14 protein-coding genes are annotated in these 26,365 nt (G+C 76.4%); 10 read left to right on the forward strand and 4 right to left on the reverse strand.

The genetic code is table 11. The annotated features are described in order from the left end of the window. Positions 1 to 52 precede the first annotated feature (52 nt). The 4 genes from Q5761_RS03790 (at position 53) to Q5761_RS03805 (ending at position 12,651) form a co-directional block, all read left to right on the forward strand. The gene (locus Q5761_RS03790; protein ID WP_318751274.1) at positions 53 to 3,553 is read left to right on the forward strand and encodes an AAA family ATPase; all 3,501 of its coding nucleotides are present in this window, start codon (positions 53 to 55) and stop codon (positions 3,551 to 3,553) included. Then, positions 3,550 to 7,371, forward strand: a complete 3,822-nt coding sequence (locus Q5761_RS03795; RefSeq protein ID WP_318751275.1) for a PD-(D/E)XK nuclease family protein — start codon at positions 3,550 to 3,552, stop codon at positions 7,369 to 7,371. Before Q5761_RS03790 ends, Q5761_RS03795 begins: the two co-directional genes overlap by 4 nt. After that, positions 7,358 to 12,055: a UvrD-helicase domain-containing protein gene (locus Q5761_RS03800; protein WP_318751276.1), complete on the forward strand. Its 4,698-nt coding sequence runs from the start codon at positions 7,358 to 7,360 to the stop codon at positions 12,053 to 12,055. The genes Q5761_RS03795 and Q5761_RS03800 overlap by 14 nt, the downstream gene beginning before the upstream one ends. Before the next feature lie 221 nt (positions 12,056 to 12,276). Then, on the forward strand, positions 12,277 to 12,651 hold the full coding sequence (locus tag Q5761_RS03805) for a hypothetical protein (RefSeq protein WP_135225158.1): 375 nt from the start codon (positions 12,277 to 12,279) through the stop codon (positions 12,649 to 12,651). A 5-nt stretch (positions 12,652 to 12,656) separates the two neighbouring features. Here Q5761_RS03805 and Q5761_RS03810 read toward each other — a convergent pair whose 3' ends face one another. Beyond that, positions 12,657 to 14,252: a hypothetical protein gene (locus Q5761_RS03810; RefSeq protein ID WP_135225159.1), complete on the reverse strand. Its 1,596-nt coding sequence runs from the start codon at positions 14,250 to 14,252 to the stop codon at positions 12,657 to 12,659. A 644-nt stretch (positions 14,253 to 14,896) separates the two neighbouring features. On the opposite strand from Q5761_RS03810, the gene Q5761_RS03815 reads away from it, so the two are divergent. Further along, a complete protein-coding gene (locus tag Q5761_RS03815) occupies positions 14,897 to 15,613 on the forward strand; it encodes an SDR family oxidoreductase (protein ID WP_318751277.1) in 717 nt (238 codons plus the stop codon). A 438-nt stretch (positions 15,614 to 16,051) separates the two neighbouring features. Then, complete coding sequence (locus Q5761_RS03820) at positions 16,052 to 17,125, forward strand: YpdA family putative bacillithiol disulfide reductase (protein ID WP_318751278.1); 1,074 nt, start codon at positions 16,052 to 16,054, stop codon at positions 17,123 to 17,125. A 104-nt stretch (positions 17,126 to 17,229) separates the two neighbouring features. Here Q5761_RS03820 and Q5761_RS03825 read toward each other — a convergent pair whose 3' ends face one another. Both Q5761_RS03825 and Q5761_RS03830 read right to left on the reverse strand, forming a co-directional pair. Then, positions 17,230 to 17,577, reverse strand: a complete 348-nt coding sequence (locus tag Q5761_RS03825; protein ID WP_135225162.1) for an ASCH domain-containing protein — start codon at positions 17,575 to 17,577, stop codon at positions 17,230 to 17,232. Positions 17,578 to 18,144: 567 nt separating this feature from the next. Then, a complete protein-coding gene (locus tag Q5761_RS03830) occupies positions 18,145 to 18,399 on the reverse strand; it encodes an alpha/beta-type small acid-soluble spore protein (protein ID WP_135225163.1) in 255 nt (84 codons plus the stop codon). 1,072 nt (positions 18,400 to 19,471) lie between these two features. On the opposite strand from Q5761_RS03830, the gene Q5761_RS03835 reads away from it, so the two are divergent. Continuing rightward, positions 19,472 to 20,884 (forward strand): NCS2 family permease, encoded by a 1,413-nt coding sequence (locus Q5761_RS03835; protein ID WP_135225164.1) that lies wholly within the window; start codon positions 19,472 to 19,474, stop codon positions 20,882 to 20,884. Positions 20,885 to 21,222: 338 nt separating this feature from the next. On the opposite strand, the gene Q5761_RS03840 is transcribed toward Q5761_RS03835, so the two are convergent. Further along, positions 21,223 to 21,768 carry a gamma carbonic anhydrase family protein gene (locus tag Q5761_RS03840; protein WP_318751279.1) on the reverse strand — a complete coding sequence of 182 codons (546 nt, stop codon included), beginning with the start codon at positions 21,766 to 21,768 and terminating at the stop codon, positions 21,223 to 21,225. Between the two features lie 431 nt (positions 21,769 to 22,199). Here Q5761_RS03840 and Q5761_RS03845 point away from each other — a divergent pair, with 431 nt between their 5' ends. The 3 genes from Q5761_RS03845 to Q5761_RS03855 all read left to right on the forward strand — a co-directional run bounded on the left by Q5761_RS03845 (position 22,200) and on the right by Q5761_RS03855 (position 25,413). Further along, positions 22,200 to 22,676 carry a GNAT family N-acetyltransferase gene (locus tag Q5761_RS03845; protein ID WP_135225166.1) on the forward strand — a complete coding sequence of 159 codons (477 nt, stop codon included), beginning with the start codon at positions 22,200 to 22,202 and terminating at the stop codon, positions 22,674 to 22,676. A gap of 330 nt (positions 22,677 to 23,006) precedes the next feature. Further along, the gene (selD, locus tag Q5761_RS03850; RefSeq protein WP_305791223.1) at positions 23,007 to 24,032 is read left to right on the forward strand and encodes a selenide, water dikinase SelD; all 1,026 of its coding nucleotides are present in this window, start codon (positions 23,007 to 23,009) and stop codon (positions 24,030 to 24,032) included. Positions 24,033 to 24,381: 349 nt separating this feature from the next. Further along, positions 24,382 to 25,413, forward strand: a complete 1,032-nt coding sequence (locus Q5761_RS03855) for a hypothetical protein (protein WP_318751280.1) — start codon at positions 24,382 to 24,384, stop codon at positions 25,411 to 25,413. Positions 25,414 to 26,365: the final 952 nt, after the last annotated feature.

The following is a 26,365-nucleotide window of genomic DNA, read 5'->3' on the forward strand; positions in this document are numbered from 1 at the left end:
GGACGGCGCCGGCGGGGCGGGGGGGCGATGCCCGCTCCCAGGGGGCGGCCGGGTGCGCTGGCACCGGCTGCGGCTGCAGGGCTTCGGACCCTTCCGGGAGGCCGTCGAGTTCCGGTTCCCCGACGGCCTGGGGCACTGGGTGGCGCCCAACGAGAGCGGCAAGTCCACCCTGGTCGCCGGGCTCGTGGCGATCCTCTTCGGTCTGCCGGGTTCGTCCGACCCGTCGCGCTACGGCCAGGCCCGGTACCGGCACTGGGGCGGGGCTGCGCGCTTCGAGGGCGAGCTCGAGTTCACCGCCGTCGACGGGCGGCGCTACCGCATCCAGCGGGACTTCGCCACCCACCGCGTGCGGCTCGTGCGGCTCGACCCGCGCGGTCCGGTGGAGGAGTGGGCCGGGACCCACAACCCCGCCGCCAACCGGCCCGCCCCCGGGTACGAGGAGGCGATCCGGCGGCTGGTGGGGATCGGCTCCCGGACGGTGTTGCTCGAGACCTTCTGCCTCCAGCAGCCGTTGCCCGCGCCGGCGGCCGCCGACCGGCAGCCCGGCTTGACCCCCGAGGTGCAGGAGCTGTTGGCCGGTGCCGGCGCCCGCTCGCCCGCCCAGGCGCTGGCCGCCCTGGAGGAGGCCATCCGGGCGCTCACCCGCTGGACCCGCGACCTCGGCGTCTCGGGGCAGAACCTGCGGCAGGATCGGGCGATCGAGCAGGTCGAGCAGCGGATCCGCCAACTGGAGGAGGCCATCGCCCGCGACCGGGAGGCGGCCGATGCCCTCGAGGGGGTGCGGCGGCGCCGGGCGGAGGTGGCGGCACAACGGCAGGCGCTGGAGCAGCGGCTGGAGCGGTGCCGGGAGCGCCACGACGCCTGGGCCGAGTGGCGTCGCCGCGTGGAACGGTACCGGGACCGGCTGGTCCAGCGGCGGCGCATCGAGCAGGCGGTGCAGCGGGCCGCCGTGCTGGAGGCGGAGGTCGCGGCCCTCCGGGAGGAGGAGCGCTGTCGCTGGCCGGGCTGGGAGGACTGGGCGGGCGACGACGAGAGCGGCCTGGCGGCCGCCCTGGACCGGCTGCTGCAGCTGAGCCAGGCGGCCGCGGCCTTGCGGGATCAGCTGGCGGTCCTGGAGCGCCGGCGGTGGCAGGCCGCCGCGCGGGTGCTGTGGGCGGCGTGGTGTCGCTACCGGTTCCTCGATCGGGCCCTGGCGACGCTGGACCGGCTGGGGCGGCGTGCCCCGCGGCTGGCGGCGGCGTCGGCGGACGAGCTCGAGCGCTTGCGGGCGGCGCCGCGCCAGGAGGCCGAGCTGCAGCGCCAGGCGGCGGCCCTCGCTGGGGAGCTCCGGGCCCGGGAGCAGGCGCTCGAGGCCCTCGCCGAGGAGGGGCGGGCACTGGCGGCGACCTTTGCCGAGGTCCAACGGTGGACGCCGGAGATCGCCGCTGCCGCCGCCGAGGCGGCGGCCCTGCAGGAGGAGATCCAGCGGAGGGAGCATGAGGCGGCGCGGCGACGGGCCGAGATGGTGCAGCGGCGCAGGCTGGGCCGCCGGGTCGCCCTGGCGGTGGCCGCCGCGGCCGGGGTGGCGGCGGCGACCCTGGGCCGCGCCGTGGAGGCCCCGGGGTGGATGCTCGTCCTGGCCGTGGGCCTCGCCGCGCTGGGGGTCGGGTGGCTGGCGTGGCGAGGGGTCACGGGGGCCCAGCGCGTCGCTCCCGCCGCCGAGGAGGGGCTTCGCCAGCGCCTGGAGGCGGTGCGGGCGCGGCTCGGGCCCTGGGCGCACGAGGCGCCCGCGCGCCTCCGCGAGCTGGAAGGCCGGTTCCGGGAGTGGCAGGCGCGGCAGGCGAACCTGGAGGAGCGCCGAGGGCGCGAGACCGCGGCGCGTGACGACGTCCGGCGGCGGCTGGAGGCGGTGGAGGCGTCCATCGAAGATCTGCGCCGCTGGGTCACCTCCTTCACCGGCGGGGCGGGGGCGGTGGATCAGGTCACGGCCTGGTGGGACGCCGTCTGCAGCCTGCGGCGGCGGCTGGAGGAGGAGCGGGCCCGCTTGGCGGCCGAGCTCTGGGGGGTCCGCTCCGGCCCGCCCCCGTCTGCGGACGAGGTGGCGCGGCTGTCGCTGCCCGAGACCGGTCCGTCGTGGAGCGCCATGGCCCGCCTCGTGATGGCCGGCGGGGCGGGCCCGGGAGGATCCGCGTCGCCGGCGGACCCGCGGGATGCGCTGGGGGACGGCGCGTCCTCCGGCGCCTGGACGGTGGGGCGCCTGGTGGAGCAGCTCAGTCGGTGGGACGCCGCGTCCTGGGAGGAACCCGCCGCGGAGGCCGACCGGTGGCGGCGGCTCGAGGAGCGGGAGGCCGCGTGGCTGCAGGCGCTGGAGGCCAGCTGGTCCCCTGGCGGCGACCCCGAGCCGGCCGCCGTGCCCGACGGGCCGCCGGCCGTCTACGAACACCTGCAGCGGCTGGAGGTCGAGCAGGCCCAGGAGGCGGAGGCGACGGCTCGCCGGGCGGAGACCCTGGCGCAGGAGCTGGCGTCCCTCACGGCGCAGGAGGCCGCCCTGCGGGCGCGGTGCCGCGCCCTCCTCGAGGCTTGCGGGGGCGATCCGATCCAGGCCCGCGAGCAGTGGCAGGCGTACGCAGCCCACCGCCAGCGGCGGCGGGAGCGCGAGGGCGAGCTCAAGGGAGTCCTGGGCGCCTGGGAGGCGCCCGACACGGAGGCGCTGGCGGTGCGGTTCGAGCAGTGGCGCGATGCCTGCCTGGTCGAGCTGCGGGCCATCGAGGACCTGGCGAAGCGCTTCCCCGAGCTGCCGACGGGGGAGGACCTCGACCCGGCCCAGGCGGCGCACCCCCTGGCCGGTCTCGAGGAGGAGCGGCGCGGGATCGAGGCCGCGATCCGCCAGGCCGACGCGGAGCTCCAGCACCTGACGGCGCAGGAGGCGGCGCTCCTGCAGCAGGCGCCGTTGAACATCGCCCAGGCGGAGCTGGAGCTGGTCGCCTTGCAGGCACGGCGCGAAGCCCTGCGGGACGAGCTGGACGCCCTGGTGCTGGCCCACCGACACCTGCGGGAGGCGCTGGAGGAGTTCCACGCCACCTACCGGCAGCGGCTGGAGGACGCGGCCAGCCGCTACTTCGCCCGCATCACGGGCCAGCCGGGGCGGCGGGTGGTGCTGGATGCCCGGTTCCGCCTGTCGGTGCGCGAAGCCGACGGCACGCCGGTGGTGGCCGAGCAGCTCAGCCAGGGGACCCGGGACCAGCTGTTCTGGGCGCTGCGGGTGGCGGTGGCCGACCTGCTGGCCGGCGACGTCAACCTCCCCTTCGTGCTGGACGACCCCTTCGTCCACTGGGACGACCGGCGTCTGGAGGAGGGGCGGCGGATCGTGACCGCCCTGGCCCAGGACCGCCAGGTGGTCGTCCTGTCGCACCGGCCGGCGCTGGCGGCGTGGGGGCAACCGGTGGAGCTGGCCGGGGCGCTGCCGGCCACGGCGCAGGAGGTCGCCGTGGCGTCGGCGCCGTCTGCGCCGGCGGGGCCGACGGATGCGGCGGGTGGCGGGGCGACGCGGGAAGGGGAGGGCGAGGGCTCGTGAGCCTGCGGCTGATTCTCGGCCGGGCGGGGGCCGGCAAGACCCATCACTGCCTGGAGGCGGTGGCGCGGGAGGAGGCGGCCCGTCCGGCCGGACCGCCCCTGATCCTCCTGGTGCCCGAGCAGGCCACGTTCCAGATGGAGCAGGCGCTGCTGGCCGCGGTCCATCGCCATGGCCGGCGGGGGTTCGCCCGGGCGCGGGTGGCGAGCTTCCAGCGGTTGGCCTGGTGGGTGCAGCAGGAGGCCGGCGGGGCGGCGACGCCCACCGTCACCGAACTGGGCAAGCGGCTGATCCTGCGCGCGCTGGTCGCCCGCGAGGCCCCGCGGCTCGCCTTGTTCGGCCAGGTGGCTGACCGGCCCGGCTTCATCGAGCGACTGGTCGCCACCCTCGGCGAGCTGGCGGCCTACGGGATCGACGCCGACGCCCTGCGGGCCCGCCATGCGGCCCTGGTGGGCGAGGGCCGCGAGGGCCTCCTCGCCGTCAAGCTGCACGATCTCGCCCTGATCCTGGAGGCGTACCAAGACTTTCTGGCCGAACACCACCTGCACGACCCCGTCCAGGTGCTGGAGCGGGTGGCGCGGTGCATCCACGACGCCGCCTGGCTGCAGGGGGCCCGCGTCTGGGTCGACGGCTTCACCGGGTTCACCCCCGGCGAGCTGCGGGTCCTGGAGGCCCTCCTGCGGGTGGCGGACCGCGTCGAGGTCAGTCTCTGCCTGGACCCTCAGGAGGCGCCCTGGGCCGTGGGCGGCGCCGGTCAGGTGGGACGAGGGGACGACGAGTCGGCGCTCTTCCACCCCACGGCGGTGACGGCGCGGCAGTTGCTGGACATCGCGCGGCGGGCGGGGGTGGCCGTCGCCCCCGCCCGGGTCCTCCCGGAAGCGGGCGGGGGCATGCCGCGCTTCCGCAACCCAGCCCTGGCCCACCTGGAGCGGGAGCTGTTCCAGTTCCCTGGCCGCCGCTTCGCCGGTCCGCCCGAGGGCATCACGCTGGTGGCCGCGCCCGACCGGCGGGCGGAGGTGGCCGCGGCCGCGCGGGAGATGCTGCGCCTGGCCCGGGAAGAGGGATACCGGTTCCGGGACATGGTGGTCATCGTGCGGGATCTGGAGACCTACCACGACCTCTTGGCGACCGCCTGCGCGGAACACGGCATCCCCCTCTTCGTCGACCGCCGTCGCCCGGTGGCCCACCACCCCCTGCTGGAGCTGGTGCGGGCGGCGCTGGAGGTGGTGGCGGGCGACTGGCCCTACGAGGCGGTCTTCCGCTACCTCAAGACCGACCTGGTGCCCGTGCCGCGGGGGGAAGTGGACCGGCTGGAGAACTACGTGCTGGCCTTCGGCATCCGGGGCTCGCGGTGGTATCGAGGGGGCCCGTGGCGCTGGTGGCGCCACGAGGCCCTGGAGGCGGACGTCGAGCCGACGCCGGTGCAGCAGGCGGAGCTCGAGGCCATCAACCGCATCCGCGACGAGGCCACCGGGCACCTGCGCCGGTTCTTCCAGCGGGTGGCGCCGGCCCGCCGGCAACCGGTGCCGGCGGCGGACCTGGCGGCGGCCCTGTACCAGCTGCTGGTCGACCTCGACGTCCCCGCCCGGCTCCAGGGGTGGAGCGAGGAGGCCGAGGGGGCCGGCGACCTCGAGGCGGCCCAGGAGCACCTCCAGGTCTGGAACGGCGTCGCCGAGCTGCTGGAGCAGGTGGGAGCCAGCCTGCCCGGGATCGCCCTGACGGCGGCCGAGTTCCTGCGCGTGCTGGAGGCGGGCATGGAGGGCCTGCGGGTCGGCCTCATCCCGCCGGGCCTCGACCAGGTGGTGGCGGGCAGCGTGGAGCGCTCGCGGCACCCCAGCGCCCGGGCCGCGTTCGTCCTGGGCGCCACCGACGACGCCTTCCCCCGCCGCGTCGAGGAGGATGCCATCTTCACCGATCAGGAGCGGGACGAACTGGCCGAGCGCGGCGTCGAGCTGGGGCCGCCCGGGCGGGTGCGGGCGCTGCACGAGCAGTACCACACCTATGTGGCGCTGACCCGGGCGCGGGACCGCCTCTGGGTGAGCTACCCGCTGGGCGACGAGGAGGGCCGGGCGGTGGCGCCGGCCTGGCTCACGCGGCGGCTTCGGGTCCTCCTGCCCGGCCTCGCCGTGAGTTCCGCGACGGCCGACGGGACGGACGACGTGGCGACGCCGGCGCAGGGCATCGACCGGCTGGCCCGGCTGCTGGCCCGCCACCGGGATGCAATGGGGGTCTCCGCGGGGCCATGGGCTCCGCCCGCCCCGCGCCGCGGGGACCCGCCTCCCACCTGGGCGGTGCTCTATCAGTGGGCCGTCACCGACCCCGCCGTCCGGCCCCGGGCCTTGCGCTCGCTGGCCGCCCTGGCCCATGCCAACCGGCCTCGTCCCCTGGGCCGCGAGCTGGGGCGGCAGCTCTATGCCCGCCCGGCCGCGGCCGGATGGCTGCTGCGGACCAGCGTCAGCCGGCTGGAGCGGTTCGCCGCCTGTCCGTTCCAGCACTTCGCGGCCCATGGGCTCGGGCTGCGGGAGCGCGTGGTCGGGCGGCTCGACGCGCCGCGCCTGGGCCGGATCCACCATGCCGCCCTCAGCCTCCTGGCGCGGAAGGTGTGGGAGGAGGGACTGGACTGGAAGGACCTTGATGATTCCCGGCTCGAGGCGATGGTCGCCGCGTGCCTGGACGAGATCGGCCCCCGGCTGGCCCAGGAGCTGGCCGTGGAGACGGCGTACCACGCGCACCTGCTGGAGCGGACGCGGCGCATCCTCGGCCAGACCGCCCGTCGCCTGGCGGAGCACGCCCGTCGCGGCGACTTCCGGCCGCTGGCGGTGGAGGTGGACTTCGGGCCCGATCCCGACGCGCCGCTGCAGGTCGAGCCGTGGCGGCTGCCCTCGGGCGAGCGCCTGGCCCTGCAAGGCCGGATCGACCGGATCGACGGGGCCCGGACCGCGTCGGGCCGCTGGCTCGTCCGCGTCGTCGACTACAAGAGCAGCGCCCACGACCTGCCGCTGGACCAGGTCTACCATGGGCTGGCCTTGCAACTGCCGCTGTACCTGCTGGTGGCCGTCCGGGCGGGCGCCGCCTTGGGGATCGACCCCGGGGGGGCGCCCGGGCGGCCGGGAGCCGGATCGCCGGTCCCGGCCCCGGACGGCGGCCCGCCCGGGAGCCCGGTCCCGGCGGCCGCGGTGGAGCCGGCGGCGCTGCTGTACTTCCCGGTCCACGACCCGTTCCTCGACACCGAGGGTCCGTTGCCGGCGGAGGAGGCCGCCCGGCGGCGGGCGCGCCGGCTCCTGCGGGCCCAGGGCTGGGTGGTCGACGACGCGGAGGTCATCCGGGCCCATGACCGCGAGCTCAAGCCCGAGACCCTGATCCCGGTGGAGCTCAGGAGGGATGGGACGCCCACGGCCTGGGCGCGGGTCCTCCAGCCGGGGGAGATGGCGGATCTCTTCCGGCTGGTGGAGGCGCGGGTCCAGGCGATGGCGACGGCCATCCTGGCGGGGCGGGTGGAGGTGGCGCCGTACCGCCTCAAGGAACGCTCGCCCTGCGGCACCTGCGCCTTCCGCGCGCTCTGCCAGTTCGACCCGCGCCTGCCGGGCAACCGCTACCGGGTGATGCGGCCCCTGCGTCCCCAAGAGGTCTGGCAGCGGGTGCGGCAGGCCCACGCCCCGGACGGCGGCGGTGGGGCGTCGACCGGCCTGTCGGCCGGCCGGGCGGCCCCGCGGCCGCCGGACCGGCCCGCCCCGGCGGACGCCGACGGATCCCACGGGGGCGGACCCGCCGGGCCCGTCCCCGCTGCCGCGGAGGGAGGGGCGGACGATGACCGTCGGTGAACCCGCAGGCGGCCGAGGGGGGCCGGCCCGGGCCGCAGCCACCGGCGGCGCGGCGTCGCGCCCGGTGGCGGCCGAGGGCGGCGCGCGAACGGGCACGCGGTGGACCGGGGAACAGTGGCAGGCCATCGCCCTGCGCGGTGCGAACCTGCTGGTCAGCGCCGCCGCGGGTGCCGGCAAGACCTCCGTGCTGGTGGAGCGCGTCGTGCGCCGGGTGCTGGACCCCGCGGATCCGCTGGACGTCGACCGGGTCTTGGTGGTGACGTTCACCGAGGCGGCCGCCGCGCAGATGAAGGAGCGGATCCGCGAGCGGCTGGAGGCGGCCCTGGCGCAGCACCCCGACGACCGGCGGCTGCGCCGCCAGCTGGCGCTTCTGGGACGGGCCAGCATCTCGACGGTGCACGCCTTCTGCCTGCGCATCATCCGACAGTACTTCTACCGCCTCGGCCTCGACCCGGCGACGAAGGTGGCCGGCGAGCACGAAGCCCAGCTGCTGCGCCACGAGGTGCTGGACGACCTCTTCGAACGGCGCTACGCGGCCGCCGCCGCCGACTTCTTGGCCCTGGTGGAGGCGTACGGCGGCCGCCGCGGCGACGAGGACCTGCGGCAGCTGGTCCTGGCCCTCTACGAGAGCGCCTATGCCCAGCCCTGGCCGGAGGCCTGGCTCGACGCGCTGGTGCGCATGTACCGGGAGGCCGGCGCCGACCTGGACGGCGCGCGGTGGCTGCAGGCGGCGCGGGAGGGGGTGGCCCGCCGCCTGCAGCGCCACGCCATGGCCCTGGCCGGCCTCGCCGCCCAGTGTCGCCGGCCGGGAGGACCCGCGGTCTGGGCCGATACGCTGGAAGGCGACGCCCGTCGGCTGGCATCCTTGGCCGCCGAGGCCGCGGGAGTGGGGTGGGAGGCGCTGGGGCAGATCCTGGAGGCGGCCACCCAGTGGCCCCGTCTCCCCGGCAACCCCGAGGCCAAGGCGAACCCGTTCCACAAACGGATCCAACGGCGCCGGGAGGACATCAAGCGGGACCTCCGCGGGCTGCGCGAGGGCCTATGGGCCCGCCCGGCGGCCGACGTCGCCGCCGACCTCGAACGCCTCGCGCCCCACGTGGCCACCCTGGTCGATCTGGTCAAGGCGTACGCCGCCTCCCTCCAGGTCGCCAAGCGGGACCGCAGCCTGATGGACTTCACCGACATGGAGCACTACGCCCTGGCGCTCCTGGCCGACCCCGCCCATCCCGGCGCCCTGGTGCCGTCCGCCGTGGCCCGCGAGCTCCGCCGCCACTACCAGGAGGTCCTGGTGGACGAATACCAGGACATCAATCCGCTGCAGGACGCCATCCTCCGCCTCGTGGCGCGGGACGGCGAGGACGGAGCGCCGAACCTCTTCCTGGTGGGCGACGTCAAGCAGAGCATCTATGCCTTCCGCCAGGCCGAACCCGCCCTGTTCCTCGGCCGCTACCGCGCCTACGAGCCGGCGCCCCCGGTGCCGGCGCCGGCGGACGCCGCGCCGGCATCGGGCTGGCGCATCGAGCTCAACGCCAACTTCCGCAGCCGGCCGGCCATCCTCACGGCGGTCAACGACCTCTTCGCGCGCCTCATGGTGCAGGACCTGGGGGGCCTCGCCTACGACGAGGCCGCCCGGCTCCGCCCGCGGGCCTCCTTCCCCGACCCGCCCGCGGGCACGGCGGCCGGCGAGGCCCCGGTGGAGGTCTACGTGCTGGAACGGAAGCCCGAGGCGCTGGACGACGACCTCCCCGACGCCCTGGCCGCCGGCTCCATCCCCGTCCCGGGCCTCGAGGCGGCGGACGGCGGGCCGGCTGCCGGACCGTCGCATCCCGAGGCGGAGGCTGGGCTCCGCCCAGGGGAACCCGCTGGGCGCGGTGCCGGGGAACCCGGACCGGAACTGCGCGACGGCGCGGAGGAGGGGGATGGGGAGGCGGGTCCGGGGTCCCACGGGACGGGGGACCAGGAGGGCAGCGAGGACGAGGAGGTCGACCCGACCGTCCTCGAGCGGGAGGCCCGGCTGGTGGCCTGGCGCATCCGGCGCCTCGTCGAGGGGGCACCGGGCCAGCCGCCGCTGCACGTCTGGGATCCCGACCTGGAGCGCTACCGGCCGGTGCGGTACCGGGACGTGGTGGTCCTGCTGCGTAGCGCCAAGGTGCGGGCGGCCACCTTCGTGGAGGTGATGTCCCGCCACGGGGTGCCGGTCTACACCCGCTCGCGGACCGGCTACCTCACCGCGCCGGAGGTGGAGATGGTCCTCGCCCTGCTGCAGGTGCTGGACAACCCCCGCCAGGACATCCCGCTGGCCGCGGTGCTGCGCTCGCCGGTGGTGGGGCTGGACGCGGACGACCTGGCCCGGATCCGGGTGGCCGCCCGCGACGTCCCCTTCTACGAGGCGGTCTGCCGCGTCGCCGGCTGGGATCCCGACCGGGAGGAACCGGCTGCGCCGCGGGATCAGGCGTGCCAGGCGGCGGCCTCGGACGCCCGCCCGGGGCCGCCCGCCGCCGGTGCGGCGCCCTCCCTCGCGAGCCCCCGGGCGGCGGGCGGCCCCGGCGATGCCGCAGCGGCGGGGGGCACCGGCGATGCAGGACCGGCGGGGGGCCCAGGCCACGCCAGACCGGCGGGCGGCCTCGGCGATGCGGGAGCGGCGGGGGGCGCCTCCGGCCCGGGCGACCTGAGGGCCGCAGGGGGCCGCCCCGGGGGGCCGGCCGCCGGCGGCACCGGCTGGGCCGGTGCCGCCGGCGAGGGCTTGGCGGAGCGTCTGCGGGCGTTCCTGGCCGACCTGGCCCGCTGGCGGGGCCTGGCCCGCCGCTGGCCGCTCTCCCGGGTGATCCAGGCGATCTACGACGAGACGGGCCTGCTGACCTTCGTCGCCGCCCTGCCGGCGGGCGAACAGCGCCGGGCCAACCTCGAGGCGCTGCGGGACCGGGCCCGCCAGTTCGACCGGTTCGCCCGGCAGGGGCTCTTCCGCTTCCTCCGGTTCATCGAGCGGCTGCGCGAGCGGGGTGACGACCTGGGCACCGCCCCGGCCCTGGGGGAGAACGAGGACGTGGTCCGGGTGATGACCATCCACCAGAGCAAGGGGCTGGAGTTCCCGGTGGTGGTGGTCGCGGACCTGGGGGCGCGATTCCCCGAGGAGAGGGGCCACGCCCTGCTGCACCGGGAGCTGGGGCTCGGGCTCAAGGTGGCGGACCCGGAACTGCGGATCCGCTATCCCAGCCTGGCCTACGAGGCGGTCCGGGCGCGGCAGCGCCTGGACACCCTGGCCGAGGAGCTGCGCATCCTCTACGTCGCCCTGACGCGGGCGCGGGAGCGGCTGATCCTGGTCGGATCCGTCCGCGACCTGCCCACCGCCGCGGCCGCGTGGTGGGCGGCGGCCGGCGGTTGGGCCGGCGACGGGCGGGGGCCCGAGCCCCTGCCGGCGGCGATCCTCGAGGGCGCCAGGAGCTTCCTGGACTGGATCGGGACCGCCCTCATCCACCATCCCGACGCCACCCCCTTGCGCCGGCTGGCCCTGGGCGGCCAGGGGCGCGGCCGGCCCCAGGACCCGGACCCTCCCGGCGCGCCCTCCCCCGCTGGCCCGGGGCGCGGGGCGGTCGAGCCGCCGCCGGGCCCGGGGTGGACGTCCCGCTGGGCCTGGGCGCTGCTCCTGCGGCCGGCGATGCCGGCGGCGGCACCGGACGACCCCGCCGGGCCCGCGCCCCGGGAGGCGACGGGACCCGCGCCCGCACCGGCCGACGGCGGTCCCGGCGACCCCTCCGCTGCACCGCCGGCGGACGGATCGTGTAGGTCGCAGCCGGCCGCCTCGGATGGGACCGGGGATCGGGAGGCGGAGGAGGCGACGCCGGGCGCGGTGGAAGGTGTCCCGGTCCCCGGGTGGCTGGAGCCCTTGCTGCGCGGGGAGCCGCTACCGCCGGGCGCCGTCGACCGCGAGGCGGTGGAGGCGCTGCGGCGGCGCCTGGCGTGGCGGTATCCCTTCGCTGCCCTGGCCAACCGCTTCGCCAAGCGGTCCGTCAGCGAACTCGAGGGCCGTGCCGACCCGGAGTGGCAGGCCTACCCGTTGCCGGCCGAGCTGCGCCGGGGGCTCCGGCAGCCGCGCCTGGACGCCGCGGCGGCGCCGGCTGTCGGGGCAGCCCTCCCGCTGAGCGGCGCCGAGCGGGGCACGGCGACCCACCGCGTCCTGCAGCACCTGGACCTGACGGGCCCGCTGGACGTCGACGACGTCGCCCGCCAGATCGAGGCCATGGTGGGACGGGGCCTGCTGACGCCGGCGGAGGCGGAGGTCGTCGACCGGCAGGCGCTGGCCCGCTTCTTCGCCGGTCCCCTGGGGCGGCGGCTCCGCCGCGCGCCCGAGCGGGTGCGGCGGGAGTGGATGTTCACCCTGGGTGTGCCCGCCACGGAGCTCTACCCCGACCTGGCGGCCGGCGGGACGGAGGGGGGCACCGGCGCGGATGCGGACGTGGTGGTCGTCCAGGGGGTCGTGGACTGCTTCGTGGAGGAGGACGACGGCCTGCTCCTGCTGGACTTCAAGACCGACGAGCCGCGGGGGCGGACGCTGGAGGCGATGGCCGCCCTCTACGCGGGGCAGGTCCGCTTCTACCGCCGGGCGCTCAGGGAGATCACGGGCCGCCCCGTCAAGGAGGCCTACCTCGTCTTCCTGGCCGCAGGAGCCGCCGTGCCGGTGCCCTGATCCCGGCCGACCGGGTCGCGCCGACGGGACCGACGGGCGACGGTGACGCGGAGCGGGCCGCTCGGTCCCGCCGGCATCCCTGGGCGGCTCCCCGGTTCGCCGGTGCCCGTCCCTCGGTCCCGTCGCGGTCCCATCGCGGCCGGGCCGATCCGGCCGCGGCCGCCGGCGGGACGGCGACGCAAGCCCCACGAGCCATACTAGCCGCCAAGGGGGTGACGGTCATGGAGGGAGCGGATCGGGACGAACCGGCAGGACGCAGGGCCGAGGGACGAGCGGTGGCGAAGGCCGACGGGCGAGGGCGGGAGGGCGCGGGGGCAGCCCCCCACGGCAGCGTCCCCGGCCGGGTTCGTCGGGGGGCCGGTGGCCCCGTGGTGCCCGTGGACGGCGGCGTCCCGGGACCGCGGTCGCCCGAGGCCGCCCGGCTGTGGGGCGCCACCTACGGCGCCGATCCGGAGAGCGGGACGGACTACGAGGCGACCCGGCAGTCCACGGAGTCGGTGCGGGCGGCCCACCGCATCGCCCGCGGCCCCGGCAACCCCCGCGGCGCGGGGGACGGCCGGCGCTCCGACGAAGGTGCGCCCACCGGCGGCGGGTGACCCAATCACCGCGCAGCCCACGCCTCGGACGGCGGTTGACGACGCACGCCGGGGCCATGGGGCAGGCGATGGGGACCGCGCAGGGTCCCGGCGGCCACCACCGCCCACTCGGCCAGATAGGCGGCGACCAGGGCCACCGCCGCGAGGCGCGTGCCCGGCCAGTGCGGTGCCAGGTGGCCCAGCAGCCCCGCGGTGACGCAGAGGACCGCCACGTTGGCCAGCGCCGAGCCGTGGATGAAGAGGGTGCGCCGCGCCCGCACCAGATGGCCGGCCTCGCACGAGGCCAGCGCCACCACCAGCGGCACGGGGACCATGGCCAGCAGACCGACCCGGGCCGCCTCGGCCACGCCCCCGCCGACGCCCATCACCGCGGTGAGATACGCCCCGGCCAGCGGCGTGGCGGCCAGGAGCGCCAGGGCGGCGGCTCCCGCCAGGCCGATGCGCAGGGCGAAGGCCCGCACCAGCCGCTGGGCTTCCGCCTCGCCGTGAGCGATGGCCACCTGCTCGACGGTGCGCATGGGCAACAGGAACAGGAGCACGGTCCCCCAGACCACCGGCCATGCGGCCAGGGCGCGGGCGGCGTCGGCCGAGCGGGCCAGGAGGCCCGTCAGCACCGGCCGGGCGGCAAAGGTGGTGACGCTGGTCAGGGCCAGCGGAACGTAGAACCCCAAGAGCCCCCGCCAGCTCAAGGGTTCCGGATTCGCCTCGGCAGGCCGTGGAGAGGCCTCACCCCGGGGTTCCCCGGCGGCGACCCCGGCCTGAGGCCATCCCGCAGACGTCGCGGCGTGCGCCGCCGGCTGTCGCCATCCGGACCGGGCCAGCCAGCCCCGCGCGTACGCGTCGACGTAGGCGCACTCGGCCGTCACGGCCGCGGCCAGTCCTGCACACCCGGCCACCGCCCCGGGCTGCCGTCCGAGGACCCCCGCCAGGGTCATGACCGCCGCCAGGGTGGTCAACCGGAGCAAGGTGCCGCGACTGGCCACGACGGTGTGTCCGTGCCGGATGAGGAGCCCCTGATGAACCCGGCGCCAGGCGATGGCGGCCGTCCAGGGCAGCATCAGGGCGAAGGCCGGCCGCACCAGGGCCAGCACCGACGGATCGAGTCCCAGCATCCGGCCGAAGTAGAGATCGAACAGCGGCGTGAAGGCCAGGGCGGCGTGCAGGCCGGTCAGCCCCCCGGCCAGCAGGAGGGTGAACCGCTGCAGGCGGCGGAGCGCCTGGGGATGCGTCGCCAGCGCGTTGCCCGCATGCAGCAACATGATGACGGGGCTCTCGATCAGCAGGCAGGTGGCGATCACCGCCCCGTACGCCGCCAGGGACAGGTCCGGCGCCGCCAGCCGGGCGATGCCGGCGCTAACCGCCATCTCGGAGGCGGCCATCAGGAGGTCGCTGGCGGCCAGCGGCCCATAGAACCGGGCCAGCCGCCGGAGGCCGCCCGCCGGGGGGCGCGGGCGTGACGTGGCGCCACCCCCGGCCGGCGCGTCGCCGACCGACGCCGGTCGGACACCCGCGGCGTCGTCGCCGCCCCGGACGGCGGCGGGGGTCGTCTCCCCGGGCGACGATGGGTCGGCCTCGACCTGGACGGGACGTTGGGGATCCATGGAACCGATCGTCGTCCTTCCGTGGGATCGCCGCCCCGCGACCGGCGCCGGCCTCAGCCCGGCGCACCGCCCGACTGCCGCCCCGGTGCACCGGGGCCCCAGAACGGCGCAGGCACCCGGAACTGCGCCGGGGTCCGGACCGCCGGCCCTCGCCGCCCGTCGGCCCGCGGGCGTCCGCTGCCGGATGGGCCGTGATCGGCCGGACGGGCCGGCGTCGCTCCGCCGCTGCGACCCCGCACCGTCCTGGCCCGCGGAGCTCGCGGCGGAGGGGGGCACGGCGGCTACCACGATAGCACCGGCGCCCTGCGACCGGCAAGCCGGCCGCCGCGACCACGCCGCCACCCCGCCCCACGGTGCAGGCGTTGGCCCTCCTCCGTAAGCGGGCTGGCCGGCCGCCGCGGCCATACCGCCACCCCGCCCCAGGATGCCGATGTGCGCAGGCGCCCGGCGGCGGGGATCCCGGCCCGCCATGCCGACCCACGGCGCCCGCCCGCACCGGTCGGCGCCCGCCGGTCCCCGCGGTCGCCGTGGCGCGGTGCTCCCGCGCCGCACCGCGGCGCTACCCACGCTCGGGTCGAATCGGGTTAAAGTGGAAGGGTGCGAGCAACCCGCAACCCGACGCCAGCGACGGGGGAGGCAAGAGCATGGCAGGCCGGCTTCAGGACAAGGTGGCCATCGTCACCGGCGCCAGCCGCGGCATCGGCGCCGCCATCGTGCGCACCTTCGTGGCCGAGGGGGCCCAGGTGGTGGGCGTGGCCCGCTCCGGCGACGCCCTGGAGGCGTTGCGGGCGGCGCTGGGCGAGGCTGCGAGCCGGTTCGTCCCGCGCGTCGCCGACGTGACCTCTGCGGCGGCGGCCCGCGACGTCGTCCGGGAGACGCTGGAGCGGTTCGGTCGGATCGACATCCTGGTCAACAATGCCGGGGTCGGCCACTTCGCGCCCGTCCACGAGCTCCCGGAGGCGGCCTGGGACGAGATGATGGCGGTCAACCTCAAGGCACCCTTCCTCTGGTCCCAGGCCGTGCTCCCCCATATGATGGAGCGGCGGGACGGCCACATCATCATGATCTCGTCCGTGGCCGGCACCACCACCTTCGTCAACGGGGCGGGCTACTGCGCCTCGAAATGGGGCCTGATGGCCCTGGCGGATACCCTCCGGCAGGAGGTGCGTCCTTACGAGCTGCGGGTCACCGCCGTGTGCCCCGGCTCGGTCCAGACCCACTTCGGGGGGACGCCGCCGCGGGACTACGCGTTGCGGCCCGAGGACGTGGCCCACACCGTGCTGGAGGTGGCCGCGGCGCCGCGCCGGGTCATCTACGGCACGGTGATCATGCGCCCGTTGGTGCCGGCCGACCAGCAGTGATGCGGCGCCGGCAGGGATCCGCCCCGCGGGCGCGGGAAGAGGCTGCGGAGCGACCCATGGCCCTCACCGGGAGCCGAGCCGGCGGCGGGGCGACGCCGGAGCGATGCCAGGGCCGCAGAGGCCGGGGACACCGTCTTGCGTCTTGACCGGACGAACCCGGCCCCCGCTGCCGGTCGCCGTCCGTTCGAGGGCTGGAGGGCCGCCGGTTGGCGGGCCGGAGGGAGGATCGCCCGTCGCGGGCGGAGCGGGTAGGGAGGTCCGACGCGCAGCATGGCCACCGCAACCCACGAGACCCATGAAACCCCCGAAGGCCATGGAACCCGGGCAACGCGCCACGCCCCCACCGGCCAGGCAAGCCCGACCCGGGAGACTCCGCCGCGTCCGGCGGAGTCCGGGGGCGGGCCGGCGCACCCGGCGGAGGAGGCGCCCCTCGATCTGGTGATCGTGGGGGGCGGGCCCTGCGGCCTGGCCTGTGCCGCGGCGGCCCACCGGGCGGGGCTGCGCTACCGGGTCCTGGAGAAGGGGGCCATCGTCAACTCCCTGGTCCACTTCCCGCTGCAGATGAACTTCTTCAGCACGGCGGACAACCTGGCCATCGCGGGGATCCCCTTCGTCAGCGAGCGGCCCAACCCCACCCGGCGCGAGGCCCTGGACTACTACCGGGCGGTGGTCCAGCACCTCGGCCTGGCGGTGGAGACGTACACGGAGGTCGTCGACATCCAGCGCGAGCCCGACGGGCCCTTTCGCGTGGTGGCGCGACGGGCGCCGCGCCTGGTGGCGGGGTGGCCGCCCCTGGGGCCGGAGGGGGCGCCACAGGCGGAACAGGACGAACCGGCGGCGCCTGTGGGCCGGCTGGATCGTCCCGTCGTCTATCGCGCGCACCACGTGGTGCTGGCCACCGGCTACTACGACCGCCCCAATCGCCTGGGGGTGCCGGGGGAAGACCTGGCCCACGTCAGCCACTACTACCGCGAGGGCCACGCCTTCTACGGGCGGCGCGTCCTGGTGGTGGGGGGACAGAACTCGGCCGTCGAGGCGGCCCTGGACCTGCACCGCTGCGGTGCCCGGGTGACCCTGGCGCACCGCGGCCCCGCCCTCTCGGAGCGGATCAAGCCGTGGGTGCTGCCGCCCTTCCGCAGCCTGGTGGACAAGGGCCGGATCACGGTGCTCTACAACACCGAGGTCGAGGCCATCGAACCCGAGGCCGTGCGGCTGAGGGTGGCGGGCGAGCCGCGCCGGCTGCCGGCCGACTTCGTCTTCCTCCTGGTGGGGTACCGCCCCGATCACCGCCTGGTGCGCAGGCTCGGCATCCCCATCGATCCCGCGACGGGGGAGCCCCGTCACGACCCGGAGACCATGGCGACGCCGATCCCGGGCGTCTATCTGGCCGGCGTCGCGGCCGCAGGGTACGACGCCAACAAGATCTTCATCGAGAACGGCCGTTGGCACGGCGAGCGGATCGTGCGCCACATCCTCAGCCGGCGACAGGCCGCCGCGCGGCCGCGGTCCTAGGCCACCGGCCCCTGTCTGGACCACGGGGCACGGCCTCGGGCCTCCGCGGGCCGAGGGGGTCGCGGCGGCGGCGCGGCTCGCGTCCCCGGGTCCGGCGGCGTGGGTCACTCCAGCACCCGGGAGAAGAAGATGGCGCTGACGGTCTCGTCCATCGCCACCGGACGGTCGTAGATCCGCTCCAGGAACCGGGCCAGCTCTGCGGGGTCCTTCAGGTTGGCGTCCTCGGCCCGGAGCTCCTCGGTCGTGAGGTCGCCGAGCCGCTTGACCACCACGCGATCGATCACCGCGGTGAACAGCTTCTGGCGGGGTTCATACCGGTTGCCGTAGGTCACCCAGACCAGATCGCCCTCGCGATACTTGTCGCGCTTGTCGCCCAGGCGGATGGTGCAGCGCTTCTCCGCGGCCAGCAGGTTGGCCTGATAGACGGTGGAGTAGAAGTTGAGCGCCTTCACGGCCACCCCTCCCGAGAGGTGCGGGACGAACCGGCCACCGGCCGGATCCGCGCGGTCGAAGCCTTGCCGCCGCCCACCGCGGCGGGCGCGCCGACGGGAGGTCGGGGAGGCGCCGCGCCCGCCGTCCACGGCGCGGACGCCCCCCGGGCCGAGGGACGCGGGGGGGCCGCCACCGGCGTGGCAGTGGCGGCGTCGCGCCGTGCGCCGGGCGCAGGCCGGTCGCCGACCGCGCACGGTCGCGGGAAATCGGTCGGCAGGGCGTTTGATTACCCGCTATTCGTGCGGGCATCCCGCCATTCCTTCCGAAAAGAGCCACAAGGGGCCGGCGCCGACATCGCGCCCGCGATGTCGGCGCCGGCCCCGTCCGCTGGCGCGTTGAGCATCCCGACCGTCCTGGACCCCTGATCCAGCAGGTGCTGCTGCAGGTGCTGACGCCGCTCTTCGACCCGGGGCCGCTGTCCCGCTCGGGCTGCGCCGGCGAGCGCTCGGGCGGCACGGGCGCTGCGACTGCGGAGCCCGCCGCGGCGTTCCCGCGACCCAGGCTCCGACCCGCGGCACCGACCCGCCCTAGCCCTGCGGCGCCTTGGGATCCGGGGGGAGCGCCTGGCCGCTGGCCAGCGCCTGCTCGGCCAGGGCGATCATCCGGCGCACCATGCGGCCGCCGACGGCGCCCGCCTGGCGCGCGGGGATCTCTCCCCAGTAGTCCTCGGATCCCTGATGGACCGGCAACCCCAGCTCCGCCGCGATCTCGTACTTCAGGTTGTCCAGCGCCGGGTGGGCTTCCTTCACCAGCAACCGGTTGGTCTTCTGTCCCAACGCCATGGGGATCACCTCAATGGGCCGACCTGGACCCGCGCGCCCGCGGCGCGTACCGCACCGCCCTTCCGCCTTCAGCCCGGTCGCCCGCTTCGCGGCGCGGATCGGGTGCCGTCCCGATGCGCCCTCGCGGCTCACCGCCCTGGGGCCCGATCCCACCCGGCTCGTCCGGCGCGCGGTGTGCGGCGCGGCGCGACCGTCCGGCTCGCGGTGCGTCGCGGCCCCACCGTGCGGCGCATCGCCACCGTTCCGCTCGCGGTGCGTCGCGGCCCCAACGCGGCGCGGCGCGACGCTGCCTGCCCGGGCTGCCGCCCTGACCCGGCCTCTCTTCGACCCGGGAGCCGCCGGCCGCGCCGGACCCGCCGTCGGGGCCGGCCCTCGGCGCCCGGGCGGCGCCCAGGCCGCCGCTGCCGCCGCCTCGCGGTCCTGCGCGCCGCGACCCGTGCTGCCGATCCGCTGGCTCGGGACCGGTTCGTCCGGAACCCGTTCAGGTGGCGTTCCCACGGCCTAATGTGCGCGCCGGCGCCGGGGGGTAGGCTCGCAAATCCGGGGCCCACAGTGAATCCCCGGGCCGACGGCCGAGGTTCGACACGGCTGGGGCCGCCGCGGCTCCCCTGGGGGTCGTGCGGGACGGCGAACCACGCCGGCCGGCGGTCCGGTGCCCGGCCCGCCGGGGGCCGCAGGGCCGCGCGACGTCCGGGCCGCAACCCGACGGGGCGGGGCGGGTCCTGGCGGCTTGCACCACGTTTATCAAGAGCCAGGGCCGATCCGGCGCGGAAGGTCTTCGACCCGATCGATACTATCAGTTACCGAACGATTAAGCCATATTAATATTAAACGTTTCAGCAGGAGCAAACTTTCACCGTTGCTTGCCGGGCAATGCTGTGGTACGCCAGAGTTGACCGGCTCGACCGGCGGCACGGCGGCGCATTCCCGGGATCGGCCGGCGACCCGTCGGCACATTCCACGGGGTCGTTCGCGGAAACTGCGGGATCGGCGGCGAAGCCGCGGGAGCGACCACGGCGAACGGGCCGCCGGCGAGCCGCACGGCTGCATCGCACCCAAGGGGGTCGACCACATGTCGGTTGCGGTTCAGCCCCAGCCGGCGGGGGACGCACCGGCGCCGCGCCGCGGCGGCTGGTTGGACCGGTTCTTCGCCATCCAGGCCAGTGGATCCGACCTGCGCACGGAGATCCTGGCCGGCCTGACCACCTTCGTCACCATGGCCTACATCCTGTTCGTCAATCCCCAGATCCTGGGGGCCGCCGGCCTGGATCCCAACGCGGTCCTCATGGCCACCGCCCTGTCCTCGGGGGTGGCCACGCTGATCATGGGACTGTTCGCGCGCATGCCCTTCGCGCTGGCGCCGGGCATGGGCCTCAACGCCTACTTCGCCTTCACCGTCGTCCTCGGGCAGGGCGTGCCCTGGCAGACGGTGCTGGGCGCCGTGTTCATGGACGGCGTGATCTTCCTGATCATCAGCCTGCTGCCCATCCGCGAGCGCATCCTGCGGGACATCCCGCTGAACATCCGCCTGGCCACCAGCACGGCCATCGGACTCTTCATCGCCTTCATCGGCCTGAAGTCGGCGGGCCTGGTGGTGGCCAACGAATCCACCCTGGTGGCCCTGGGCGACGTGCGCTCCGGGCCGGCGGTGCTCTGCCTGCTGGGCCTGGTGATCACCGCGCTGCTCATGGCCCGCCAGGTCAAGGGGGCCATCCTCTGGGGCGTGCTGATCACCACCGCCCTGGGCGCCTTCTTCCACGCACCCGACGCCAACGGCGTCATGCAGCCCCTGACCCACTTGCCGCGCAGCCTCGGCGACGTGGTGCGCGCGCCCGACCTCGGCGTGCTGGCCCAGGTGGCGGGCCAGCTCGACGTGCGCAGCGCGCTGCAGCTCGGGTTGCTGACGGTGATCTTCACCTTCACCTTCGTCAACATGTTCGATACCGCCGGCACCCTGGTGGGCCTGGGGACCAAGATGGGCGTCATCGACGAGAAGACGGGCACCTTCCCGCGGGTCGGCCGCGTGCTGGTCAGCGACGCGCTGGCGACCATGATCGGCGCCGTGTTGGGCACCTCCACGGTGACCACCTACGTGGAGAGCGCGGCGGGCATCGGCCAGGGCGGTCGAACCGGCCTGACGGCCGTGGTGACGGGCCTGCTGTTCCTGCTGGCCGTGTTCTTCTGGCCGCTGGCCGGCGTGATCCCGGCCGCGGCGACGGCGCCGGCGCTGATCATCGTCGGCCTGCTGATGATGGAGCCGATCCGCCGCCTGAACCTGGACGACATCACTGAGGCGCTGCCCGCCTTCCTGACGGTGCTGGGCATCCCCCTGACCTTCAGCATCGCCACCGGCATGGTGCTGGGCATCGTCTCCTATGTGGTGCTGAAGCTGGTGACGGGCCGCATCCGCGAGGTCTCGGTGACCATGTGGATCCTGGCGGCCATCTTCATCGCCCACTACGCCTTCATGGGGTCCGGCGCCTGAAGCGGGCGTCGGACCCGCCCGCGCGGGCGCGGGCGGCGGGCCGATGCCCGGCCGTGGGCGAAGCCGCGGACGGCGGGCGGGTGCCTGGCCGCGAGCCAAGCCGCGGCGGGGCGCCGGGCGATGGCCTCGCGCCGGGCGAGCCTGCGAGCGGTGCGCATCGCGCGCCGTGGGTGAAGTCGCCAGCCGACGGCTGCGATGCGAGCGGATCGGACCATCGCGAAGCGGCACGGACGAACACGCAGGTGCGGGCCCCCGCACCGGCACCAGGCCGGGCGGGGGCCCGATCGCTGCTGAGGGGGCGTACGGGTGGTGGAGGGCGGAGGGTGCGTCGGCGTCGTCTACGAGTCGCCGCGGGGGTCGTCGCTCGCAACGCCCAGCCCGCTGGCATACCGCCGCGCGTTCGCGCGGTACCGGGCAGCCGCGGCACGGATCGCGGCCTGTTCGTCCGGCGTCAGCGATCGGATCACCCGCGCCGGCACGCCCAGCACCAGGCTTCCCGGCGAGATGACCTTGCCCTCGGGGACCAGGGCACCGGCGCCCACCAGGCTCCCCCGGCCGATGCGGGCGCGGCTGAGCACGATGGCGCCCATGCCGATCAGGCACTCGTCCTCGATCGTGCACCCGTGGACGACGGCGGCGTGGCCGACGGTCACGTCGCGGCCGATGTGGCACGGCTCCCCGGCGTTGACGTGGATCACCGCGTTGTCCTGCACGTTGCTGCCGGCACCGAGGTGGATCGCGTCCAGGTCCGCCCGCAGGACCGCGCCGAACCAGACGCTACTGTGTTCGTCCAGGGTCACCCGGCCGATCACGTGGGCCCCCGGCGCCACGTAGGCGGTGGCGGCGATGCGGGGGGTCACGGAGCCGAGGCGATAGACGGGCATGGGACCACCCTCCCGCGAGCGTCCATGGAGACGGTGACGGTCGTCGGCATCGCCGCGCGGCTGCGAATGGAAGCGCGCTCGCGCGGGCGGACGCCGCGGCGATGCGATGCCGTGCCTCTTCGCGCCGGCAGCCGGGGCCGCCACCCGCCGCGACCGGACTGCCGCCGAGGCGCTGGCCGCCCACGGCCCCACGGATCGCCGCACGCCGCACCCCGAGGAGGGGGGCGAGCCGCTGCCGCCCACGGCTCCACGGACCGCGGCACGCCGCACCCCGACGAGGGGCCGAGGCGGCCCGTCCCTGGGCATCCTTGGATTCGCCGCCGGCGATTCGATACAATCCAATCGTACCGCCAATCGCACCGTGCCGCGACGCCGCGGGGCCCGCCCACGGGGCGCCCGCCGGGAGCCCGCGGGAAAGGATGGGTCATGCCGTGTGGAGCGTGGAGCCCGCCACCCCAGCCGACGCCGACCAGGTCTGGGCGGTGACGCAGAGGGCCTTCCGTCCCTATCAGGCGAAGTACCCCGTGGCGCCCGAGCCGCTCAAGGAGACGCTGGAACAGGTGCGCGACGACATCGCCCGCGGCCGCGTCTGGGTCGCCCGCAGCGGTCAGCGGGTGATCGGCGCGGTGCGGGCGCGGCCGCTGGGCGGCCGGAGCGACGCCTACGAGGTGTACGACCTGGCGGTGGATCCCGAGTTCTCGCAGCTCGACGTGGGCACCTCGTTGGTGCGGGCCCTCGAGGACCGCTTGCGCCGGCAGGGCGTGCGGGCCGTTCACCTGCAGACCGGGCTGCGGGACGCCCCGGCCATCGAGTTCTGGTACCGGGTGGGGTACCGTCCCTACCGCCTCGACCCCGATCCCGACCCCGCCGGCGGCTACGATCGCGTCTGGTTTTCCAAGGAATGGTAGGCAGGGCAGGAGGGCGGTGCCCGCTGCGTGGGACCGGGGTGGCGCACGTCCGAGACACCGGGGCGGCGCCCCGGGGTCGCGGTGCGCGGGCCCATGGCGCGATCGGGAGCCGGTCCACGCCAGCCGGTTCCTCGAGCCGGCCGGACCGTGCCGGTTTCGTGCGAGGGGGCCGTCCTCGAAGGGCGGTGGCGTCGCTGCCGGCGGTGGGCTGGCTGCGGGCGGTGGGGACGGCTGGTGGCGGTGGGACGGCTCCTGGCGGTGGGCTGGTTGCCGGCGGCGCGCTCCGGCAGGAGAGGGGGGATCGCCGTGGATGCGCTGCGCCTGACGCAGCTGACCGGCAAGGGCGGCTGAGGGTGCAAGCTCGGCCCGGCCGAGCTGGCGCAGGTGCTGCGCCACCTACCCCCACAAGGAGGAACGGATCCCCACCTGCTGGTGGGGCTGGAGAGCGGCGACGATGCTGGGGTGTACCGGCTGACGGACCGGCTGGCCCTGGTGCAGACGGTGGACTTCTTCACGCCCATCGTCGACGATCCCACCCTGTTCGGGGAGATCGCCGCGGCCAACGCCCTCAGCGACGTCTACGCCATGGGGGGGCGGCCGCTGACGGCGCTGAACCTGGTGGGCTTCTCCGTCTCCCGCTACGGGGCCGAGACCCTGGCGGCCATCCTGGCTGGGGGCGCCGCCAAGGTCCGGGAGGCGGGGGCGGTGATCGTCGGCGGGCACACCATCGACGACGCGGAGCCCAAGTACGGCCTCGCCGTGACGGGCGTGGTCGACCCGGACCGGATCTGGACGAACCGGGGTGCGCGGCCCGGCGACGTGGTGATCCTGACGAAGCCCATCGGCACGGGCGTGGTGAGCACCGCCCTCAAGCGCGACCTGGCGCCCCCGGAGGCGGTGGCGGCCATGGTCGCGATGATGCGGACGCTGAACCGGGCCGCCGCCGAGGCCGGCCAGGCGGTGGGCGGGGTCCACGCGGCCACCGACGTGACGGGGTTCGGCCTGGTGGGGCACGCCAGCCACATCGCCCGCGAGAGCGGGGTGGCGCTGGTCGTCGAGGCGGAGGCGGTGCCCGTCCTGCCGGGCGCCCGGGAGCTGGCGGAGAAGGACGTCTTCCCCGGCGGCAGCCGGGCCAACCGCCGCCACTACGGGCCGGTGGTGGTCTTCCGCCGCGCGCTGCCGGAGTGGCAGCAGGGCCTGCTGTTCGATGCCGTGACCTCGGGCGGGCTGCTCCTCGTGGTCGAACCGGCCCGAGCCGCGGCGCTGCTCGACGAGCTGCACGGCCGCGGGGTCCGCGAGGCGCGGGTCATCGGCCGGGTGGAGGAAGGGCCGGCGGGGCGCGTGCTGGTGGAGTAGGGGATCCGGCCGCCGGAGCCCGTCGGGTCGTCCGGCGCCGGCGATCTCGGAACGCACCTTCCGCTGCGAGGTTTACGGGCACGTGACGGGCACGTGGTCGACCGGGACGAAAACGCGGCGCGGCATCCCGCGACCTTGGTGGCCTTCCGTCGCCGGGCGTGGCCCGGCGACGGAAGGCGCCCGCGGACGGGGCGGACGACCTGCGACCCCACAGGCGGTCCCGGAGGCAGCGGGAAGCCGGCACCGGCTCATGGCCGGGTGAGACCGGCACCGCCGCACCGCGGGGATCGGCTACCTGGAGCCGATGACGATGCCCCGGCCAACGGCACGGGAGGCACGCGAGGGAGGCATGGCCGAGGACGCACGCCGCGCGGGGCACCGGCGGGGGCCGGTGCCCCGCGCGCTGGCCGTGCTGGCATGGCTTGCGCTGGCCGGAGGGCTTGCGCTGCCCCTGGCGGGGCTCCAGCGGCACGCCCCCCCGGTGGCCGCCACGGCGCAGGCCGTGGCGGCCACCGGGGCGCTGCTCGGCGCGTGGCAGGAGGGCTCGCCGGCGGCCGCCGGGGCCTGGGTGGCCCCGGCGGCCGCCGCGCCGGGCGGGGCGTGGCTGGCCGGGCTCGCCGAGCATCCGGCGCAAGGGGACCCTCCCCGGGTGCCTGTGGGCCCACCGCCGGTCCGCGAAGCCGGGGGCGGGGACCCGACCCCGGCCGTCGCCCTGACCGGCTACGCCATCGGCACCGCCCGCCCCGATGCGGCGGGGCGGATCCACGTGGCGACCCTGCTCGACGTGGCGATCCCCGCGGCGGGCTATGCCGGCCGGTTCGTCCAGGACCTGGTCTGGCGTCCGACCCTGGCCCATCCGCGGCTGGTGGCGGCCTCGGGGCGCCGGGTCGTCGAGGTGACGGTCCGGGGCCATCGCCTGCTGTGGCGCGGACCGGCGGGCCCATGGCAGCCTGGCCTCGGCCTGGCGGATCTCCCCCGCCACGGCTCGCCGGCGGGCGGGCCGCCGGGGGTGCCGGTGGAGGTGAGCCGCGACGGCTTCGGCCCGGTGGCCCTGGCCGGCAGCCGCGGTGTCCTCCTGACCACCCGCGGCCCACGCCCCCTGGTGGCCCTCTGGCCCTGGTCCCTGGACGACCCCGAGGTCCGCCCAGCCGGACGGGTGGTGGTCCTGGACGTGCTCTACCACGCCAGGCCGCTGGGGTGGCGGGTCGAAGCCCAGGGCGACCGCGCCGTCCTGACCGTGGCGGTGGAGGACGGTTCCCGGGTCGAGGTCCCGTACGACCTGGACCGGGGCCGCCCCGTGTCCGATGCCGCGATCCCGGGCGGCCATGCCCTGGGCCGGGTCAGCCCGCTGCGTTCGACCGTGCCTGGGACCGGAGGCTGACCGGAGGCGGGGCGCCCCCGACCCTCGGCACGGCCCCGCCCGCCTGAGCCCTCGCCTTCGCCGGCTCCTCCGCCGCCGTCGTCCTGGCCGACCCCCGGGCGCGGCGAGCGGCACCGCTGTCCCGCCACCGCATCGTCGAGTCTCCCTCTGCGGTCGATGCGCCTCCCCCTGCGGTCGGTGGGTGCGGGCGAGCGTGTCCCGCCACACCGCCGCCACACCGCCGCCGCACCGCCGCGACGCCGCCCTGCCCCGCCACCGCCGCATCCGCCGGCCCGGTGGCGGGGCTCCCCTCCGCGGCCGCGTCGTGCCACCGTTGGCGGCCTCGCGGCGCTCCCTCGTGGCCACCGCGCGACGCTGGCCCTGGCGCCCCTGGGGCCGTCAGGGTGCGGCGGGGCGCCTCGTCCGCACCCCATGGACGGCCTTCGTGCTCAGGGATGCCCCCCCTCCGATGCCTCGGCCGCGTCGCGCGCGCGGGGCCGGTCCTCGCACCGCGACGCCGCCATCGGATCTCCCGCCTGCGCCCCGCGCCTTGCGCCTCGCCCCGTGGCGGCGACCCTCACGGGCCCCGGATGCCATGGACCAACGGGTTCAGGGCCACCGCGCGACTCCGCCCTTTGCGCCGCAACGGGCGCCATCGAGCCGCCTCCCAACTTGGCGCGACTCCGCCCTTCGCGCCATGGAGCCGTCGCCTCCACGGGGTGCGACCCCGCCCTTTGCGCCGCGACGGCGCCATCGAGCCGCCTCCGCCGCGCCGCACCCCGTCCGCCTTCAGCGTGGGGGGACTTGCCCCAGGACCCGGCCCTCGCACCGCCGTCTCGCCCTCGTCGGTTCCCGTCCGCCGCTTCCCGCCGTCTTGGGCGCCTGTCGCCGGTTCCCCCTGGGCCGCTCCTTCGTAGGATGGGATGACACCACCCGCGGCCGGGGGTTGCCGCCGGCCGGCGCCGGGACGCAG

Origin of the sequence: Thermaerobacter composti, assembly GCF_033582035.1 — a bacterium.
Classification (GTDB): domain Bacteria; phylum Bacillota; class Sulfobacillia; order Thermaerobacterales; family Thermaerobacteraceae; genus Thermaerobacter; species Thermaerobacter composti.

What these genes read in the sequence shown, in the direction of transcription:
- Q5761_RS03800 (WP_318751276.1), top strand. Translation starts at nt 7,358, where the DNA reads ATGACCGTCGGTGAACCCGCAGGCGGCCGAGGGGGGCCGGCCCGGGCC.
- Q5761_RS03805 (WP_135225158.1), top strand. Translation starts at nt 12,277, where the DNA reads ATGGAGGGAGCGGATCGGGACGAACCGGCAGGACGCAGGGCCGAGGGA.
- Q5761_RS03810 (WP_135225159.1), bottom strand. Translation starts at nt 14,252, where the DNA reads ATGGATCCCCAACGTCCCGTCCAGGTCGAGGCCGACCCATCGTCGCCC.
- Q5761_RS03815 (WP_318751277.1), top strand. Translation starts at nt 14,897, where the DNA reads ATGGCAGGCCGGCTTCAGGACAAGGTGGCCATCGTCACCGGCGCCAGC.
- Q5761_RS03830 (WP_135225163.1), bottom strand. Translation starts at nt 18,399, where the DNA reads ATGGCGTTGGGACAGAAGACCAACCGGTTGCTGGTGAAGGAAGCCCAC.
- Q5761_RS03835 (WP_135225164.1), top strand. Translation starts at nt 19,472, where the DNA reads ATGTCGGTTGCGGTTCAGCCCCAGCCGGCGGGGGACGCACCGGCGCCG.
- Q5761_RS03840 (WP_318751279.1), bottom strand. Translation starts at nt 21,768, where the DNA reads ATGCCCGTCTATCGCCTCGGCTCCGTGACCCCCCGCATCGCCGCCACC.
- Q5761_RS03855 (WP_318751280.1), top strand. Translation starts at nt 24,382, where the DNA reads ATGGCCGAGGACGCACGCCGCGCGGGGCACCGGCGGGGGCCGGTGCCC.